Origin of the sequence: Staphylococcus taiwanensis, from assembly GCA_020544305.1 — a bacterium.
GTDB lineage: Bacteria > Bacillota > Bacilli > Staphylococcales > Staphylococcaceae > Staphylococcus > Staphylococcus taiwanensis.
The window spans coordinates 1,607,579-1,624,833 of record CP058667.1 but is presented as its reverse complement, the minus strand read 5'-3'; the positions used below and the strand labels follow the sequence as shown (position 1 = coordinate 1,624,833).

Here is a 17,255-nt window from a genome sequence, read left to right as displayed (position 1 = left end):
TTCAATAGAGAGGAAAAAACAATGGCGCAAACTTCTAAATATAAACGTGTAGTACTAAAACTTAGTGGTGAAGCACTTGCAGGAGATAAAGGTTTTGGTATTAATCCAATTATCATTAAAAGTGTAGCAAAACAAGTTGCTGAAGTAGCTAAAATGGATTGTGAAATCGCTGTAATCGTTGGCGGTGGAAATATTTGGAGAGGTAAAACTGGTAGTGATTTAGGTATGGACCGTGGAACAGCTGACTATATGGGTATGCTTGCTACTGTTATGAACGCTCTTGCTTTACAAGATAGTTTAGAACAATTGGAATGCGACACACGTGTTTTAACTTCAATTGAAATGAAACAAGTTGCAGAACCATATATTCGCCGTCGTGCAATCAGACACTTAGAGAAAAAACGTGTTGTTATATTTGCAGCAGGTATTGGTAATCCTTACTTCTCTACAGATACAACTGCAGCATTACGTGCAGCAGAAGTAGAGGCTGATGTTATTTTAATGGGTAAAAATAATGTTGATGGTGTTTATTCTGCAGACCCTAAAGTTGATAAAAATGCAGTGAAGTATGAGCATTTAACACATATCCAAATGTTACAAGAAGGATTACAAGTTATGGACTCAACAGCATCTTCATTCTGTATGGACAACAATATTCCTTTAAACGTTTTCTCAATTATGGAAGAAGGAAATATCAAACGTGCAGTATTAGGTGAAAAAATAGGTACATTAATAACTAAATAACTAGAGGTGTAATTACTATGACTGACATTATTCAAGACACTAAAGCTCGTATGAACAAATCAATCGATAACTTATCACGTGAATTAGCAAATATTAGTGCAGGTAGAGCAAATTCAAATTTATTAAGTGGTGTAACTGTTGATTACTATGGTGCTCCTACACCAGTACAACAATTAGCTAGTATTAACGTGCCGGAAGCGCGATTATTAGTTATCTCTCCATATGATAAATCATCAGTTGCTGATATTGAAAAAGCGATTTTCGCTGCTAATTTAGGTGTTAATCCTACAAGTGACGGTGAAGTTATTCGTATCACTGTACCTGCTTTAACAGAAGAACGTCGTAAAGAATTAGTTAAAAATGTTAAAAAAATTGGTGAAGATGCGAAAGTATCTATCCGCAATATTCGTCGTGATATCAATGATCAATTGAAAAAAGACGAAAAAAATGGCGACATTACTGAAGATGACTTAAAAAGTCAAACAGAAGATGTTCAAAAAGCTACTGACAATTCAATTAAAGAAATTGATAAGTTAGTAGAAGATAAAGAAAAAGACATTATGTCTGTTTAATAAGTTCGACATTAATTTAATTATTCAAATAATGTGTAAGTTTTATCATAATTTTACTTTCGACATTATAATGAATTATTTTAGTCTAAACTGTACCAATTCAGACTTTGGTACAGTTTTTTAATTTGCTTATTCAATGCCATTATCGAGTATGATAAAATGATAGATGATTTCTTAAATAACTAATATAATATAACAGAGATGATCAGGCTCGGAGGAAAGACCATGTTTAAAAAGCTAATAAAAAGAAATAAGACTAAAATCAGTCACAATGATGATTTAGATTTACATAATTTACCTGAACATGTAGCAATAATCATGGACGGAAATGGACGTTGGGCTAGAAAGCGTAAAATGCCTAGAATTAAAGGTCATTACGAAGGTATGCAAACTATTAAAAAAGTAACACGAGAAGCAAGTGATTTGGGCATCAAATATTTAACTTTATACGCTTTTTCAACTGAGAATTGGTCTAGACCTGAAAGTGAAGTTAATTATATCATGAATTTACCTGTTAATTTTTTAAAGACATTTTTACCAGAACTTATTGAAAAAAATGTAAAAATAGAAACAATTGGTTTTCTAAATGCAGTACCTCAAAAGACTATTGAAGCAATTGAGCATGCAAAAGAAAAAACAAAAAACAATACAGGTTTGAAACTAATATTTGCTATCAATTATGGTGGTCGTGCTGAAATTGTTCAAAGTATGAAATCAATTTATGATGAGCTTCAAAACAATGGTCAAGATAGTAATGCCATCAACGAATCTATGATTACGAAACATTTAATGACGCATCCATACCCAGATCCTGAATTATTAATTCGCACTTCTGGTGAACAGCGTATTAGTAATTTTCTAATATGGCAATCTTCTTATAGTGAATTCATTTTCAATGAGAAGTTATGGCCGGATTTTAATGGTGAAGAACTAAAAAATTGCTTAAAAATATATCAATCTCGCCAAAGACGCTTTGGAGGGTTAAGTAAGGAGTAGCGTATGAAAGTAAGAACTTTAACAGCAATTATTGCATTACTCATCTTTCTACCCATTTTATTAAAGGGTGGAACTGTGTTAATGTTGTTTGCCTATTTATTAGCACTAATCGCATTGAAAGAATTGTTAAATATGAATATGATTAAATTTCTTTCTGTTCCAGGCATTTTTAGTGCGTTGGCATTAATTATCATTATGTTGCCACAAGCTGCTGGTGATTGGGTTAGTGATATTCAATTAAAAAGTTTAATCGCAATGAGTTTTATTTTACTAAGTTATACCGTTCTTTCTAAAAATAGATTTAGTTTTATGGATGCTGCATTTTGCTTAATGTCAGTGGCATACGTTGGTATTGGATTTATGTACTTCTATGCGACGCGTTCAGATGGATTACATTACATATTGTATGCATTTTTAGTTGTATGGTTAACAGATACAGGTGCGTATATTTTTGGACGATTGATGGGTAAACATAAATTATGGCCCGTTATTAGTCCTAATAAAACGATTGAAGGTTTTATTGGTGGACTGATTTGTAGTTTAATCGTTCCATTAATCATGTTATTCTTTGTAGATTTTCACTTGAACATATGGTTATTATTGTTAGTAACAATTATTCTCAGTATGTTTGGACAACTTGGTGATTTAGTTGAATCAGGATTTAAACGCCATTTTGGTGTTAAAGATTCAGGTAGAATTTTACCAGGACATGGTGGTATATTAGATCGCTTTGATAGTTTCATGTTCGTATTACCGTTACTCAACATTTTATTAATACAAATGTAGTACTATTTTCATGTTTTATTTATATATGAAAAATCTATAGTGATATAATTGAGGAGTTAATGAGTTCACATTTAACTAGACATACTAGATAATGTAATTCTTAACTCCTTTTCTAAAAGTAAAAATTCTTGAATAATATAACTGAATCATAGATAATCTACATCATTCGAGTAAATAGTTGTAGAAAATTAAAAAATAATTGAGGTGTAGCAAGTGAGTACTTTAATCACTATAGTCTCATTTATCATCGTTTTTGGTGTACTAGTAACAGTGCATGAATATGGACATATGTTCTTTGCAAAACGTGCAGGTATTATGTGTCCAGAGTTTGCGATTGGTATGGGACCCAAGATATTTAGTTTCCGAAAAGATGAAACGTTATACACAATTCGCTTATTACCTGTAGGTGGATATGTAAGAATGGCGGGCGATGGATTAGAAGAGCCACCAGTTGAACCAGGTATGAATGTAAAAATTAAACTTAACGAACAAGATGAAATCACGCATATTATTTTGGATGATCAACACAAATTCCAAAAAATTGAAGCTATTGAAGTAAAAAAATGTGATTTCAAAGATGATTTATATATTGAAGGTATCACAACATATGATATGGAACGTCATCACTTTAATATTGCTAAAAAGGCTTACTTTGTAGAAAATGGTAGTTTGATACAAATTGCCCCTAGAGATCGTCAATTTGCACATAAAAAACCATTACCTAAATTTTTAACCTTATTTGCAGGCCCATTATTTAACTTTTTATTAGCACTAGTGTTATTTATTGCGCTAGCGTATTTCCAAGGTACGCCAACAACGACAGTTGGACAATTGGCTGATAATTATCCAGCTCAAAAAGCAGGATTAAAAGCTGGCGATAAAATTGAACAAGTAGGCAAATATAAAATTGATAACTTTAGCGAAATTCAAAGTGCAGCTAATAAAATTAAAGATAATAAAACACAATTGAAGTTTGAACGACATGGTCAAACTAAGACAGTAGATATTACCCCTAAAAAGCAAGTGGTCAAACAAACAAAATTAAACTCACAAACAAATTATGTTTTAGGTTTCCAACCACAAAATGAGCATACGCTTATCAAACCAATTGCAGTTGGATTTGACCAATTTGTTAAAGCTAGTACATTGATCTTTGAAGCGGTAGGCACGTTAATAGCTAGTATTTTTACAGGTCAATTCTCATTAGATATGTTGAATGGTCCAGTGGGTATTTACCATAATGTGGATTCAATAGTAAAACAAGGCATTATTGCTCTAACATATTACACAGCTTTATTAAGTGTGAACTTAGGTGTTATGAACTTATTGCCTATACCAGCACTTGATGGTGGTAGAATTTTATTTGTTATTTACGAAGCGATTTTCAGAAGACCACTTAATAAAAAAGCGGAAACAGTTATCATTGCAGCTGGTGCTATCTTCGTAGTCATTATTATGATATTAGTGACATGGAACGATATTCAACGCTATTTCTTGTAAATTTAGGAGGATTATAAGATATGAAACAATCAAAAGTATTTATTCCAACGATGAGACAAGTGCCTGCTGAAGCAGAAGCACTGAGTCATCAATTATTATTAAAAGCAGGATTAATTAAGCAAAGTACAAGTGGTATTTATAGTTACTTGCCTCTTGCATCTCGTGTGTTGAATAACATTTCTAAGATTATTCGTGAAGAAATGGAAAATATCGATGCGGTTGAAATTTTAATGCCAGCGCTACAACAAGCAGAATTATGGGAAGAATCAGGACGTTGGGGTGCTTATGGTCCAGAACTAATGCGTTTGAAAGATCGTAATGGACGTGAATTTGCTTTAGGACCAACACACGAAGAAGTTGTAACATCTATTGTACGTGATGAACTTAAATCATATAAGCAGTTACCACTTACTTTATTCCAAATTCAATCTAAATTCCGTGATGAGAAACGACCACGATTTGGATTGTTACGTGGTCGAGAATTCATTATGAAAGATGCTTATTCTTTCCATGCAGATGAAGCATCTTTAGATGAAACATATAATGATATGTATAACGCTTATAGTCGTATATTTAAGCGTGTGGGTATTAATGCACGTCCAGTCGTTGCAGATTCAGGTGCAATTGGTGGTAACCATACGCATGAATTTATGGCGCTAAGTGCAATTGGTGAAGATACAATCGTCTTCAGTGAAAATAGCGATTATGCAGCGAATATTGAAAAAGCGGAAGTTGTTTATCATCCAAATGAAAAGCACACACAAGTAGCAGAATTAGAAAAAATCGAAACGCCTAATGTTAAAACTGCGCAAGAATTAGCTGACTTTTTAAATCGCCCGGTTGATGAAATCGTAAAAACAATGATTTTTAAAGTTGATGGGGAATTCATTATGTTCTTAGTACGTGGACATCATGAATTGAATGACGTTAAAGTTAAAGCGTACTTTGGAACAGATAATGTTGAAATGGCTACACAAGATGAAATTGTGAATTTATTAGGTGCAAATCCTGGTTCACTAGGTCCAGTGCATGATAAAGAAATTAAAATTGTTGCTGATAATTATGTCAAAGATTTAAATAATTTGGTAGTAGGTGCGAATGAAGATGGTTACCACTTTATCAACGCTAATATTGATCGCGACTTTAAGATTGATGAATATGGAGATTTCCGTTTCATTTTAGAAGGAGAACAATTAAGTGATGGTTCTGGTGAAGCAAAATTTGCTGAAGGTATTGAAGTTGGGCAAGTGTTTAAATTAGGTACGAAATATTCAGAAGCGATGAATGCTACATTTTTAGATAATCAAGGTAAAGCGAAACCATTAATTATGGGATGCTATGGTATCGGTGTTTCAAGAACATTAAGTGCTATTGTAGAGCAAAATAATGATGAAAATGGAATTATTTGGCCTAAGACTGTTACACCATTTGATTTACATTTAATTACGATTAATCCTAAAAAAGAGGAACAACTTGAATTAGGTAATCAATTGTATGCGCAATTACAAAAACAATATGATGTACTTTATGACGATCGTAAAGAACGCGCAGGCGTTAAATTTAATGATGCAGATTTAATCGGCTTACCAATTCGTATCGTAATAGGTAAAAACGCTGCCGAAGGTATTGTTGAAGTGAAGGTACGTCGAACAGGTGAAAGTGAAGAGGTACACATTGATAATCTTGAAGCGCACATTGAATCACTATACAATAATCTATAATTAAATAAGTACATTGACATAAGGCTGGGACAAACTTTTTTGTCGCAGCCTTGATTCATTTTTTGAAATCTTTGATGCTTTTTATAATGATTATGACAATGATTAGCAATGAATAGAGTTTGAATTTTTAAGAAAAGAATTAAACGATACATATGAAAAAAACAGTTCGAAGTAGTATAATAGAAATCAAGTTTTTAAATTCAACATGACAAAATGTGACTATAAATATTGAATTATAAAGTAAGAAATAAGGTGGTTATTCGTCGTGGCAATGACTAATCAGGAAAAATTTAAAGTACTCGCCGATCAAATTAAAATTTCTAATCAATTAGATAGTGAAATTATTGAAAAAGGTGAATTAACGCGAGTTGATGTATCGAATAAAAATAGAACATGGGAATTTCAAATAACATTGCCATATTTCCTTTCACATGAAGATTATCTACTTTTTACAAATGCAATTACTGAGGAATTTAAAGAGATTGCGAAAGTAGAATGGCATTTCACAATTCAAAATACAAGCAATCAAGATGAACATGCGATTAAATATTTTGGTCATTGTATTGAACACACTGCTTTGTCACCGAAAGTTAAAGGTCAACTTAAACAAAAACGTTTAATTATGTCAGGTAATGTTTTGAAAGTGATGACATCAAATGATATTGAGAGAAATCACTTTGATAAAGTTTGTAATGGTAGTTTGGTAAAAGCTTTTCAAAAATGTGGATTCGATATAGATAAAGTCGTCTTTGAAACTGACGATACGAATTCTTATGATGATTTAGCTTCACTTGAAGCACATATTCAAGAAGAAGATGAGAAAAGTGCTAGAGAAGCTACTGAAAAAATGGAAAAAATCAAAGCTGAAAAAGCGAAACAACAAGATAACAATGAAAGTAATGTTGACAAATGCCAAATTGGTAAACCTATTCAAGTTGAAAATATTAAGCCAATTGAATCCATTGTAGAAGAAGAATTTAAAGTAGCGATTGAGGGCGTTATCTTTGATATTAACCTTAAAGAATTGAAAAGTGGACGCCATATTGTTGAATTAAAAGTAACGGACTATACTGATTCATTAGTGTTAAAAATGTTTACAAGAAAAAATAAAGATGATTTAGATCATTTCAAAGCATTAAGTGTAGGTAAATGGGTCCGTGCACAAGGTCGAATTGAAGAAGACACTTTCGTCCGTGATCTAGTAATGATGATGTCAGATATCGAAGAAATTAAGAAAACACCTAAACAAGATAAAGCAGAAGATAAACGCGTTGAATTCCATTTGCATACATCAATGAGCCAAATGGATGGGATACCTAATATTAGTGCATATGTAGCGCAAGCAGCGGATTGGGGTCATAAAGCAATCGCTGTAACTGATCACAATGTCGTACAAGCGTTTCCAGATGCGCATAACGCTGCTGAAAAGAATGGCATCAAAATGATTTATGGCATGGAAGGTATGTTAGTTGATGATGGTGTACCAATTGCCTATAAACCAACTGATCGTGATTTAAAAGAAGCCACTTATGTCGTATTTGACGTCGAAACAACTGGATTATCCAATCAGTACGATCAGATTATTGAATTAGCTGCTGTAAAAGTTAAAGACGGAGAGATTATAGATAAATTTGAACGTTTCAGTAACCCACATGAAAAATTATCGGAAACAATTATTAATCTAACGCATATTACTGACGATATGTTAACCGATGCCCCTGAAATTGATGAAGTCTTAACCGAATTTAAATCGTGGGTTGGCGATGCTATCTTTGTAGCACATAATGCGTCATTCGATATGGGCTTTATTGACACAGGTTATGAAAGACTTGGGTTCGGACCTTCAACAAATGGCGTTATCGATACGCTTGAATTGTCTCGTACCATTAACACCGAGTATGGTAAACACGGTTTAAATTTCTTAGCTAAAAAATATGGCGTCGAACTCACACAACACCATAGAGCCATTTATGATACAGAAGCTACTGCTTATATTTTCATCAAAATGGTGCAACAAATGAAAGAACTCGGTGTGACTAATCATAAAGATATTAATCAAAAACTTTCTAATGAAGATGCATATAAACGTGCTCGTCCAACGCACGTGACATTAATTGTTCAAACGCAAGAAGGGCTTAAAAATCTATTTAAAATTGTTAGTGCATCATTAGTTAAATATTATTATCGTACTCCGAGAATTCCACGGTCATTACTTAATGAATATCGTGAAGGCATTCTAGTTGGTACGGCTTGTGATGAGGGTGAATTATTTACTGCAGTAATGCAACGTGATCAATCAGAAGTTGAAAAAATCGCGAAGTATTATGACTTTATTGAAGTTCAACCACCAAAACTTTATCAAGATTTGATAGATCGAGAGTTAATACGTGATACGGAAACATTATATGAAATTTACGATCGTATCCTTAAAGCCGGTGAAAGTACTGGTATTCCTGTTATAGCAACTGGAAATGCACATTATTTATTTGAACATGATGCCGTAGCTAGAAAGATTCTTATCGCTTCACAATCAGGTAATCCACTCAATCGTTCTACTTTACCTGAAGCACATTTTAGAACTACAGATGAAATGTTGGATGAGTTTCATTTTCTAGGTGAAGACAAAGCTTATGAAATTGTTGTCAAGAATACGAATGATTTAGCTGATCGAATAGATAAAGTTATACCTATTAAAGACCAATTATTTACACCCCGTATGGAGGGTGCAAACGAAGAAATTAGAGAATTAAGTTATGCAAACGCAAAGAAACTTTATGGTGAGGAATTACCTCAGATTGTAATCGACCGACTTGAAAAAGAATTGGCAAGTATTATTGGTAATGGTTTCTCAGTAATTTATTTAATCTCTCAGCGTCTCGTGAAAAAATCATTAGATGATGGCTACTTAGTAGGTTCCCGTGGTTCGGTCGGTTCAAGCTTTGTAGCGACCATGACTGAAATTACTGAAGTTAACCCGCTTCCACCGCACTATATTTGTCCTAATTGTAAAACAAGTGAGTTCTTTGATGATGGTTCCGTAGGTTCAGGATTTGACTTGCCTGATAAACAATGTAGTACCTGTGGCGCTGACCTCATTAAAGAAGGTCAAGATATTCCTTTCGAAACATTCCTAGGATTTAAGGGGGATAAAGTACCTGATATCGACTTAAACTTTAGTGGTGAATATCAACCGAATGCACATAACTATACGAAAGTACTTTTTGGAGAAGACAAAGTATTTAGAGCAGGTACAATAGGTACTGTTGCTGAAAAGACGGCCTTCGGATATGTCAAAGGGTACTTGAATGACCAAGGTATTCATAAACGTGGGGCTGAAATTGATCGATTAGTTAAAGGTTGTACAGGTGTGAAACGTACAACAGGACAACATCCTGGTGGTATTATCGTTGTTCCAGATTATATGGATATTTATGATTTCACGCCAATTCAATACCCAGCGGATGACCAAAGCGCATCTTGGATGACGACACATTTTGATTTCCACTCAATTCATGACAATGTTTTGAAATTAGATATATTAGGGCATGATGATCCTACTATGATTCGTATGTTACAAGATTTGTCTGGTATTGATCCTAAAACAATTCCTGTCGATGATAAGGAAACAATGCAAATTTTCAGTAGTCCTGAAACATTAGGCGTTACTGAAGAAGAGATACTTTGTAAGACTGGTACGTTTGGTGTGCCTGAGTTCGGTACTGGATTCGTACGTCAAATGCTAGAAGATACGAAACCAACCACATTCTCTGAACTTGTACAAATATCTGGACTCTCTCACGGTACAGATGTATGGTTGGGCAATGCTCAAGAATTAATTCGCACTGGTATTTGTGATTTATCAAGTGTAATTGGTTGTCGTGACGATATCATGGTGTACTTAATGTACGCTGGATTAGAACCTTCAATGGCCTTTAAAACAATGGAGTCTGTACGTAAAGGTAAAGGTCTAACAGAAGAAATGATAGATGCTATGAAAGAAAATAACGTACCAGATTGGTACTTAGATTCATGTTTGAAAATCAAATACATGTTCCCTAAAGCCCACGCAGCAGCATATGTATTAATGGCAGTGCGTATCGCTTATTTTAAAGTACATCATCCGTTATATTATTATGCGGCTTACTTTACAATACGTGCTTCAGACTTTGATTTGATCACGATGATCAAGGATAAAGAAAGCATTAAGAATACGGTTAAAGATATGTATTCAAGATACATGGACCTCGGTAAAAAAGAAAAAGATGTTCTTACTGTATTAGAAATTATGAATGAAATGGCACACAGAGGTTTTCGTATGCAACCGATAAGTTTAGAAAAGAGTCAGGCATTTGATTTCATAATAGAAGGAGATACGCTTATCCCTCCGTTTATATCTGTGCCTGGACTCGGAGAAAACGTTGCTAAACGTATTGTTGAAGCACGTGAAGATGGACCATTCTTATCTAAAGAAGATTTAAATAAAAAAGCAGGTTTATCACAAAAAATTATCGAATATCTTGACGATTTAGGATCGTTACCTAATTTACCTGATAAAGCACAGTTATCAATATTCGATATGTAATATTTTAAGCGTTTTAATTAATGTAAAAAGCACTCAAAACTATCCATACGAGGACTTAATTTGTTTAACAAAATGATATGTGATATAATCAAGGTGCGTAAAAAATTAGACTCAGGCAGAAAGAGTGGGCATATACCCGCTCTTTTCTATTTGCCAAAAAGGGAGGCCTGTATGAGTAAAATAACTGAAGAAGTAGAAACAATCATTACTCCTATTTTAAATGAATTAAATTTTGAATTAGTAGAAGTTGAATATACTAAAGAGGGGAAAGATCATTTTTTAAGAATCTCTATCGATATAGATGGCGGGGTTGATTTAAATGATTGTACACTCGCTTCTGAAAAGATTAGTGAGGCAATGGATGAAAATGATCCTATTCCAGAGATGTATTACTTAGACGTTGCATCTCCAGGTGCAGAACGTCCAATCAAAAAAGAAAAAGATTATCAAAATGCAGTCGAAAAACCTGTATTTGTCTCATTATATGCACCAATTGAAAATGAAAAAGAATGGCTAGGTATTTTGAAAGCCGTAAATGAAGAGACAATCACTATGGAAGTTAAAGAGAAAGCTAAAACGAAACAAATTGAAATACCAAGAAATAAAATTGCAAAAGCACGTCACGCAGTAATGATTTAACGTGATGAGGAGGAAATAATAGTGGCAAGTAATGAACTTTTATTAGCAACTGAATATTTAGAAAAAGAAAAGAAAATCCCAAGAGAAGTATTAATTGATGCAATTGAAGCGGCATTAATTACTGCATATAAAAAGAACTATGATAGCGCTAGAAACGTTCGCGTTGAATTAAACATGGATGAAGGTACTTTTAAAGTTATTGCACGAAAAGAAGTAGTTGAAGAAGTGTTTGATGATAGAGATGAAGTGGATTTAAGTACTGCACTTGTGAAAAATCCAGCTTATGAAATTGGTGATATTTACGAAGAGGACGTTACACCTAAAGATTTTGGACGCGTTGGTGCTCAAGCAGCAAAACAAGCTGTAATGCAACGTTTAAGAGATGCTGAAAGAGAAATTTTGTACACAGAATTTATCGATAAAGAAGACGATATCTTAACTGGTGTCATTGACCGAGTAGATCACCGTTACGTTTATGTAAATTTAGGTCGCATTGAAGCTGTATTATCAGAGGCTGAAAGAAGTCCAAATGAAAGTTATATTCCAAATGAACGTATTCAAGTATATGTAAATAAAGTAGAACAAACGACAAAAGGACCTCAAATTTATGTATCTAGAAGTCATCCAGGATTATTGAAACGTTTATTTGAACAAGAAGTACCAGAAATTTATGATGGTACAGTTATTGTTAAATCTGTAGCTCGTGAAGCTGGGGATCGTTCTAAAATCAGTGTTTACTCTGAAAACCCTGATATTGATGCAGTAGGTGCATGCGTAGGTGCTAAGGGTGCACGTGTAGAGGCAGTGGTTGAAGAACTTGGTGGAGAAAAAATTGACATCGTACAATGGAACGAAGATCCAAAAGTATTTGTGCGTAACGCTTTAAGCCCATCACAAGTTTTAGAAGTTATTGTTGATGAAGAAAATCAATCAACAGTAGTCGTTGTACCAGATTACCAATTATCACTTGCAATTGGTAAAAGAGGTCAAAACGCGCGTTTAGCGGCTAAATTAACTGGTTGGAAAATTGATATCAAGTCTGAAACTGATGCACGTGAAGCAGGGATTTATCCAGTAATTGAATCAGAAGAACAAGCTGATGAAATCGTGATGACTGGCGATGAAGATGTGGAGATTGAAGATGTTAATTTAGAAGAATCAAATTTAACAACTGCTGAACTTTCAGCTGAAATTGATGAGCCATCTGAAGAAAGTGAAGAAACTGATTCAGAAGATGTCGATAAAGAAGAAAAAGACATTTAAGCTGACAATTGGGGTGAGTAATTAATGAAGAAGAAAAAAATTCCAATGCGTAAATGTATCATTACAAATGAAATGCAGCCTAAAAAAGATATGATTCGTGTCGTTATCAATAAAGAAGGCGAAATTTTTGCTGATGGAACGGGTAAACAACAAGGTAGAGGCGCATATGTTTCGAAAGATGTTAAAAGCGTAGAAGAAGCTCAGAAAAAAGGCGTACTTGAGAGATATTTTAATGAAAATCCTGAAAAATTAGAGCCTGTTTATAAAGAAATCATTCGTTTGATTTATCGAGAAGAGATTCCTAAATGAGCAAATCTCAAATATTAAACTTTTTAGGTTTAGCAATGAGAGCTCGTAAAATAAAATCAGGTGAATCAGTATTATTAACTGAAATAAAGAAACAAAATATAAAATTAGTTATATTAGCGACAGATGCTTCAGATAATGCTTTAAAAAATATTAAAAATAAATGTGAAACATACCATGTTCCATTTAAAATTTTCGGTACGAGAGCAGAATTAGGACAATCATTAGGCAAGGCAGAACGTGTGAATGTAGGGGTTACTGACTCTGGTTTTGCGAAGAAGCTTATTGCCATGATTGATGAATATTGTAAGGAGTGATTATATGAGTAAAAAAAGAATTTACGAATATGCGAAAGAATTAAATGTTAAGAGTAAAGAGATTATCGACGAGTTAAAAAAAATGGATGTAGAAGTATCCAACCACATGCAAGCACTAGAAGACGATCAAATTAAAGTGCTTGATAAAAAGTTCAAGCCACAAGAAAGTGGTAATAAAACTAAACAAAATACTCAAAATAATCACCAAAAACCACAAAACAACAATAAAAACGGCAATAACAAAAACAACAATAATAAACAAAATAACAAACAAAATAACAAACCAAATACTAACTCAAATAAAAATAACGGTAACAAAAATAATAAAAACAACAAGAATAATAAGAACAACAAAAATAATAAAAATAGCAAAGGCAATAAAAACAATAAACTAGCACCAGAACCTAAAGAAATGCCATCAAAAATTACTTATGAAGAAGGTATTACGGTTGGTGAATTAGCTGACAAATTAAACATTGAATCATCAGGTATTATTAAAAAATTATTCCTTTTAGGTATTGTTGCTAATATTAACCAAGCATTAGATGAAGAAACTTTAGAGTTAATTGCAGATGATTATGGTGTTGAACTTGAAAAAGAAGTTGTTGTTAATGAAGAAGATTTATCAACATACTTTGATAATGAAGAAGAAGATCCAGATGCAATTGAAAGACCAGCTGTTGTTACAATAATGGGACACGTTGACCATGGTAAAACAACACTACTTGACTCAATTCGTCACACAAAAGTAACTGCTGGTGAAGCAGGTGGAATCACGCAACATATCGGTGCCTACCAAATTGAAAATGAAGGTAAAAAAATCACTTTCTTAGATACACCTGGACACGCAGCTTTCACAACAATGCGTGCGCGTGGTGCACAAGTAACAGATATTACTATCTTAGTAGTAGCTGCTGATGATGGTGTAATGCCTCAAACAATTGAAGCAATCAATCATGCCAAAGAAGCTAACGTACCTACAATTGTTGCAGTAAATAAAATTGATAAACCAACAGCTAATCCTGACCGTGTAATGCAAGAATTAACTGAGTATGGTTTAGTTCCAGAAGACTGGGGCGGCGAAACAATATTCGTACCACTTTCTGCATTAAGTGGAGACGGTATTGATAACTTACTAGAAATGATTGGCTTAGTAGCAGAAGTTCAAGAGTTAAAAGCTAACCCTGAAAAACAAGCAGTCGGTACAGTTATTGAAGCAGAATTAGATAAGTCACGTGGACCTGCTGCTTCATTATTAGTACAAAATGGTACATTACATGTTGGTGATTCAATTGTAGTGGGTAACACATATGGACGTGTCCGTGCGATGGTAAATGATTTAGGTCAAAGAATTAAATCTGCTGGACCATCAACTCCTGTTGAAATCACTGGTATTAATGATGTCCCATTAGCAGGCGACAGATTTGTAATATTTAAGGATGAGAAACAAGCACGTCGTATCGGTGAAGCGCGTCATGAAGCTAATGTGATTCAACAACGTCAAGAAAGTAAAAATGTAACGCTAGACAACTTATTTGAACAAATGAAACAAGGCGAAATGAAAGATCTAAACGTTATTATTAAAGGTGACGTTCAAGGTTCAGTTGAAGCCCTTGCAGCATCTCTAATGAAAATTGACGTTGAAGGTGTAAACGTTCGTATTATCCATACAGCAGTAGGTGCCATTAATGAATCCGACGTAACATTAGCAAATGCTTCAAATGGTATTATCATCGGTTTCAACGTACGTCCAGATGCAGGTGCTAAACGTGCCGCAGAAACTGAAAATGTAGATATGCATCTTCACCGAGTAATTTATAATGTGATTGAAGAAATTGAATCAGCGATGAAAGGTTTACTTGATCCTGAATTCGAAGAACGTGTGATTGGTCAAGCTGAAGTACGTCAAACTTTCAAAGTATCTAAAGTAGGTACTATTGCAGGTAGTTATGTTACAGAAGGTAAAATCACTCGTAACGCTGGCGTACGTATCATCAGAGACGGTATTGTTTTATTCGAAGGTGAATTAGACACATTAAAACGTTTTAAAGATGATGCTAAAGAAGTAGCACAAGGTTACGAATGTGGTATCACAATCGAAAAATTCAACGATATTAAAGAAGGCGACATTATCGAAGCCTTTGAAATGGTAGAAGTTGAACGATAAAATAGAGTGAAATTTATTTAGGAACGGGACAATGTTTCAGTAAACACCTGAAAATTGTCTCTTTTCTATATATAGTTAAGGTCGAGTCAATAAATAAAGATGAATATTTATTTATGATTTGATTAGGGTATAATAATAGAGCAAAATTCTTAAAGAGGTGAAATATCCATGAGTAACATGAGAGCAGAACGCGTTGGCGAACAAATGAAAAAAGAAATTATGGATATCGTTAATAATAAAGTAAAAGATCCTAGAGTTGGTTTTATTACTATTACGGATGTTGACTTAACAAATGATTTATCTCAAGCCAAAGTATTTTTAACAGTGCTTGGTAGTGAAAAAGAAGTGAAAGATACGTTCAAAGCTTTAGATAAAGCCAAAGGATTCATTAAATCTGAATTGGGTTCAAGAATGAGATTACGCATCGTTCCAGAATTATTCTTTGAGTATGATGAATCAATTGAATACGGTAATAAAATTGAAAAAATGATTCAAGATTTACACAAACAAGATAAATAATTAATTGATTTAGATGACTAGATAGTATCAGTAATTTTAATTTTCATGAAAATTAAAGGTAACTCTTTAATGTGTGAAAATGTGTTTATTTTTTATCAGTCATCTTTAGGGGTGGAATTATGAATTCTATATGAATTCTATCCACTCCTTTTTTAACATTAAATCAAAAATTTAAAATAAAAATATACATAAAATAGTTAGTTACGAGGAAGTGAAATAATGTATAACGGTATTTTACCTGTTTATAAAGAACGAGGTCTTACAAGTCATGATGTAGTATTCAAGTTAAGAAAAATTTTAAAGACTAAAAAGGTAGGGCACACAGGGACATTAGACCCGGAAGTGTCTGGGGTGCTGCCTATTTGTATTGGCTCAGCTACAAGAGTCAGCGATTATATTATGGACATGGGGAAATCCTATCAAGCCACTGTATCCATAGGTGAATCGACTAGCACCGAAGATCAAACCGGAGAGACGCTTGAGAAAGTTACGATACGACATGGCGATATGATAAGTAATGATGTCGATGAGGTATTAAAGCTATTTAAGGGACAAATTGAACAAATTCCCCCAATGTATTCTTCTGTTAAAGTAAATGGTAAGAAACTATACGAATATGCTCGAAATGGTGAAACTGTTGAAAGACCAGTAAGACAAGTACGTATTGACCATATTGAGCGCACATCTGAGTTGAAATTTGTTAACGATAATTGTTTATTTGATATTGAAGTTTCTTGTGGAAAAGGGACCTATATTAGAACTTTAGCTACTGATATTGGCGTGAAATTAGGCTACCCTGCACATATGTCACGACTTACTCGTATCAATTCAGGAGGGTTCAATATTGATGACAGTTTAACGTTAGAACAAATTTCTGAACTACATGAGCAAGACACATTACAATCACAATTGTTTCCGATAGAATATGGATTGAAAAGTTTGCCGAAAGTTTATATTACAGATGATAAAATGAAATCTAGAATATTAAATGGTCAAAAATTTAATAAAAACACATTTGAACAAACTATCGATGAACAATTAGTGTTTATAGATGCAGCAACGGAAAAAGCAATGGCAATTTACGTTCAACATCCTGATAAAAATGATGAAATCAAACCTAAAAAAGTATTTAATTAAAGGAGT

At 33.5% G+C, this 17,255-nt stretch carries 14 protein-coding genes; all 14 read left to right on the top strand.

Annotation, left to right across the window (positions count from 1 at the left end):
- Nucleotides 1-21 precede the first annotated feature (21 nt).
- The 14 genes from HYI43_07680 (at nt 22) to truB (ending at nt 17,249) form a co-directional block, all read left to right on the top strand.
- The gene (locus HYI43_07680; GenBank protein ID UDI78427.1) at nt 22-744 is read left to right on the top strand and encodes a UMP kinase; all 723 of its coding nucleotides are present in this window, start codon (nt 22-24) and stop codon (nt 742-744) included.
- A gap of 17 nt (nt 745-761) precedes the next feature.
- Nucleotides 762-1,316 (top strand): ribosome recycling factor, encoded by a 555-nt coding sequence (gene frr, locus HYI43_07675; protein UDI78426.1) that lies wholly within the window; start codon nt 762-764, stop codon nt 1,314-1,316.
- A gap of 225 nt (nt 1,317-1,541) precedes the next feature.
- On the top strand, nt 1,542-2,312 hold the full coding sequence (locus tag HYI43_07670; protein ID UDI78425.1) for an isoprenyl transferase: 771 nt from the start codon (nt 1,542-1,544) through the stop codon (nt 2,310-2,312).
- Between the two features lie 3 nt (nt 2,313-2,315).
- Nucleotides 2,316-3,098 (top strand): phosphatidate cytidylyltransferase, encoded by a 783-nt coding sequence (locus tag HYI43_07665; protein UDI78424.1) that lies wholly within the window; start codon nt 2,316-2,318, stop codon nt 3,096-3,098.
- Nucleotides 3,099-3,311: 213 nt separating this feature from the next.
- Nucleotides 3,312-4,598: an RIP metalloprotease RseP gene (gene rseP, locus HYI43_07660; GenBank protein UDI78423.1), complete on the top strand. Its 1,287-nt coding sequence runs from the start codon at nt 3,312-3,314 to the stop codon at nt 4,596-4,598.
- A gap of 20 nt (nt 4,599-4,618) precedes the next feature.
- Complete coding sequence (locus HYI43_07655) at nt 4,619-6,319, top strand: proline--tRNA ligase (protein ID UDI78422.1); 1,701 nt, start codon at nt 4,619-4,621, stop codon at nt 6,317-6,319.
- Nucleotides 6,320-6,590: 271 nt separating this feature from the next.
- Nucleotides 6,591-10,901: a PolC-type DNA polymerase III gene (locus HYI43_07650; protein UDI79289.1), complete on the top strand. Its 4,311-nt coding sequence runs from the start codon at nt 6,591-6,593 to the stop codon at nt 10,899-10,901.
- Between the two features lie 171 nt (nt 10,902-11,072).
- Nucleotides 11,073-11,540, top strand: a complete 468-nt coding sequence (gene rimP / locus HYI43_07645; protein UDI78421.1) for a ribosome maturation factor RimP — start codon at nt 11,073-11,075, stop codon at nt 11,538-11,540.
- A 21-nt stretch (nt 11,541-11,561) separates the two neighbouring features.
- Nucleotides 11,562-12,803 carry a transcription termination/antitermination protein NusA gene (gene nusA, locus HYI43_07640; GenBank protein ID UDI78420.1) on the top strand — a complete coding sequence of 414 codons (1,242 nt, stop codon included), beginning with the start codon at nt 11,562-11,564 and terminating at the stop codon, nt 12,801-12,803.
- Nucleotides 12,804-12,827: 24 nt separating this feature from the next.
- Complete coding sequence (locus tag HYI43_07635) at nt 12,828-13,112, top strand: YlxR family protein (GenBank protein UDI78419.1); 285 nt, start codon at nt 12,828-12,830, stop codon at nt 13,110-13,112.
- Complete coding sequence (locus tag HYI43_07630; GenBank protein ID UDI78418.1) at nt 13,109-13,426, top strand: ribosomal L7Ae/L30e/S12e/Gadd45 family protein; 318 nt, start codon at nt 13,109-13,111, stop codon at nt 13,424-13,426. Before HYI43_07635 ends, HYI43_07630 begins: the two co-directional genes overlap by 4 nt.
- A 4-nt stretch (nt 13,427-13,430) precedes the next feature.
- On the top strand, nt 13,431-15,593 hold the full coding sequence (infB, locus tag HYI43_07625; protein ID UDI78417.1) for a translation initiation factor IF-2: 2,163 nt from the start codon (nt 13,431-13,433) through the stop codon (nt 15,591-15,593).
- 168 nt (nt 15,594-15,761) lie between these two features.
- Nucleotides 15,762-16,112 (top strand): 30S ribosome-binding factor RbfA, encoded by a 351-nt coding sequence (gene rbfA / locus HYI43_07620; protein UDI78416.1) that lies wholly within the window; start codon nt 15,762-15,764, stop codon nt 16,110-16,112.
- Nucleotides 16,113-16,331: 219 nt separating this feature from the next.
- Nucleotides 16,332-17,249 (top strand): tRNA pseudouridine(55) synthase TruB, encoded by a 918-nt coding sequence (gene truB, locus HYI43_07615; GenBank protein ID UDI78415.1) that lies wholly within the window; start codon nt 16,332-16,334, stop codon nt 17,247-17,249.
- Nucleotides 17,250-17,255: the final 6 nt, after the last annotated feature.

Coding starts and splice junctions, on each gene's coding strand:
- HYI43_07680 (UDI78427.1), top strand. CDS start 22: ATGGCGCAAACTTCTAAATATAAACGTGTAGTACTAAAACTTAGTGGT.
- frr (UDI78426.1), top strand. CDS start 762: ATGACTGACATTATTCAAGACACTAAAGCTCGTATGAACAAATCAATC.
- HYI43_07670 (UDI78425.1), top strand. CDS start 1,542: ATGTTTAAAAAGCTAATAAAAAGAAATAAGACTAAAATCAGTCACAAT.
- HYI43_07665 (UDI78424.1), top strand. CDS start 2,316: ATGAAAGTAAGAACTTTAACAGCAATTATTGCATTACTCATCTTTCTA.
- HYI43_07655 (UDI78422.1), top strand. CDS start 4,619: ATGAAACAATCAAAAGTATTTATTCCAACGATGAGACAAGTGCCTGCT.
- HYI43_07650 (UDI79289.1), top strand. CDS start 6,591: ATGACTAATCAGGAAAAATTTAAAGTACTCGCCGATCAAATTAAAATT.
- rimP (UDI78421.1), top strand. CDS start 11,073: ATGAGTAAAATAACTGAAGAAGTAGAAACAATCATTACTCCTATTTTA.
- HYI43_07635 (UDI78419.1), top strand. CDS start 12,828: ATGAAGAAGAAAAAAATTCCAATGCGTAAATGTATCATTACAAATGAA.
- HYI43_07630 (UDI78418.1), top strand. CDS start 13,109: ATGAGCAAATCTCAAATATTAAACTTTTTAGGTTTAGCAATGAGAGCT.
- infB (UDI78417.1), top strand. CDS start 13,431: ATGAGTAAAAAAAGAATTTACGAATATGCGAAAGAATTAAATGTTAAG.
- rbfA (UDI78416.1), top strand. CDS start 15,762: ATGAGTAACATGAGAGCAGAACGCGTTGGCGAACAAATGAAAAAAGAA.
- truB (UDI78415.1), top strand. CDS start 16,332: ATGTATAACGGTATTTTACCTGTTTATAAAGAACGAGGTCTTACAAGT.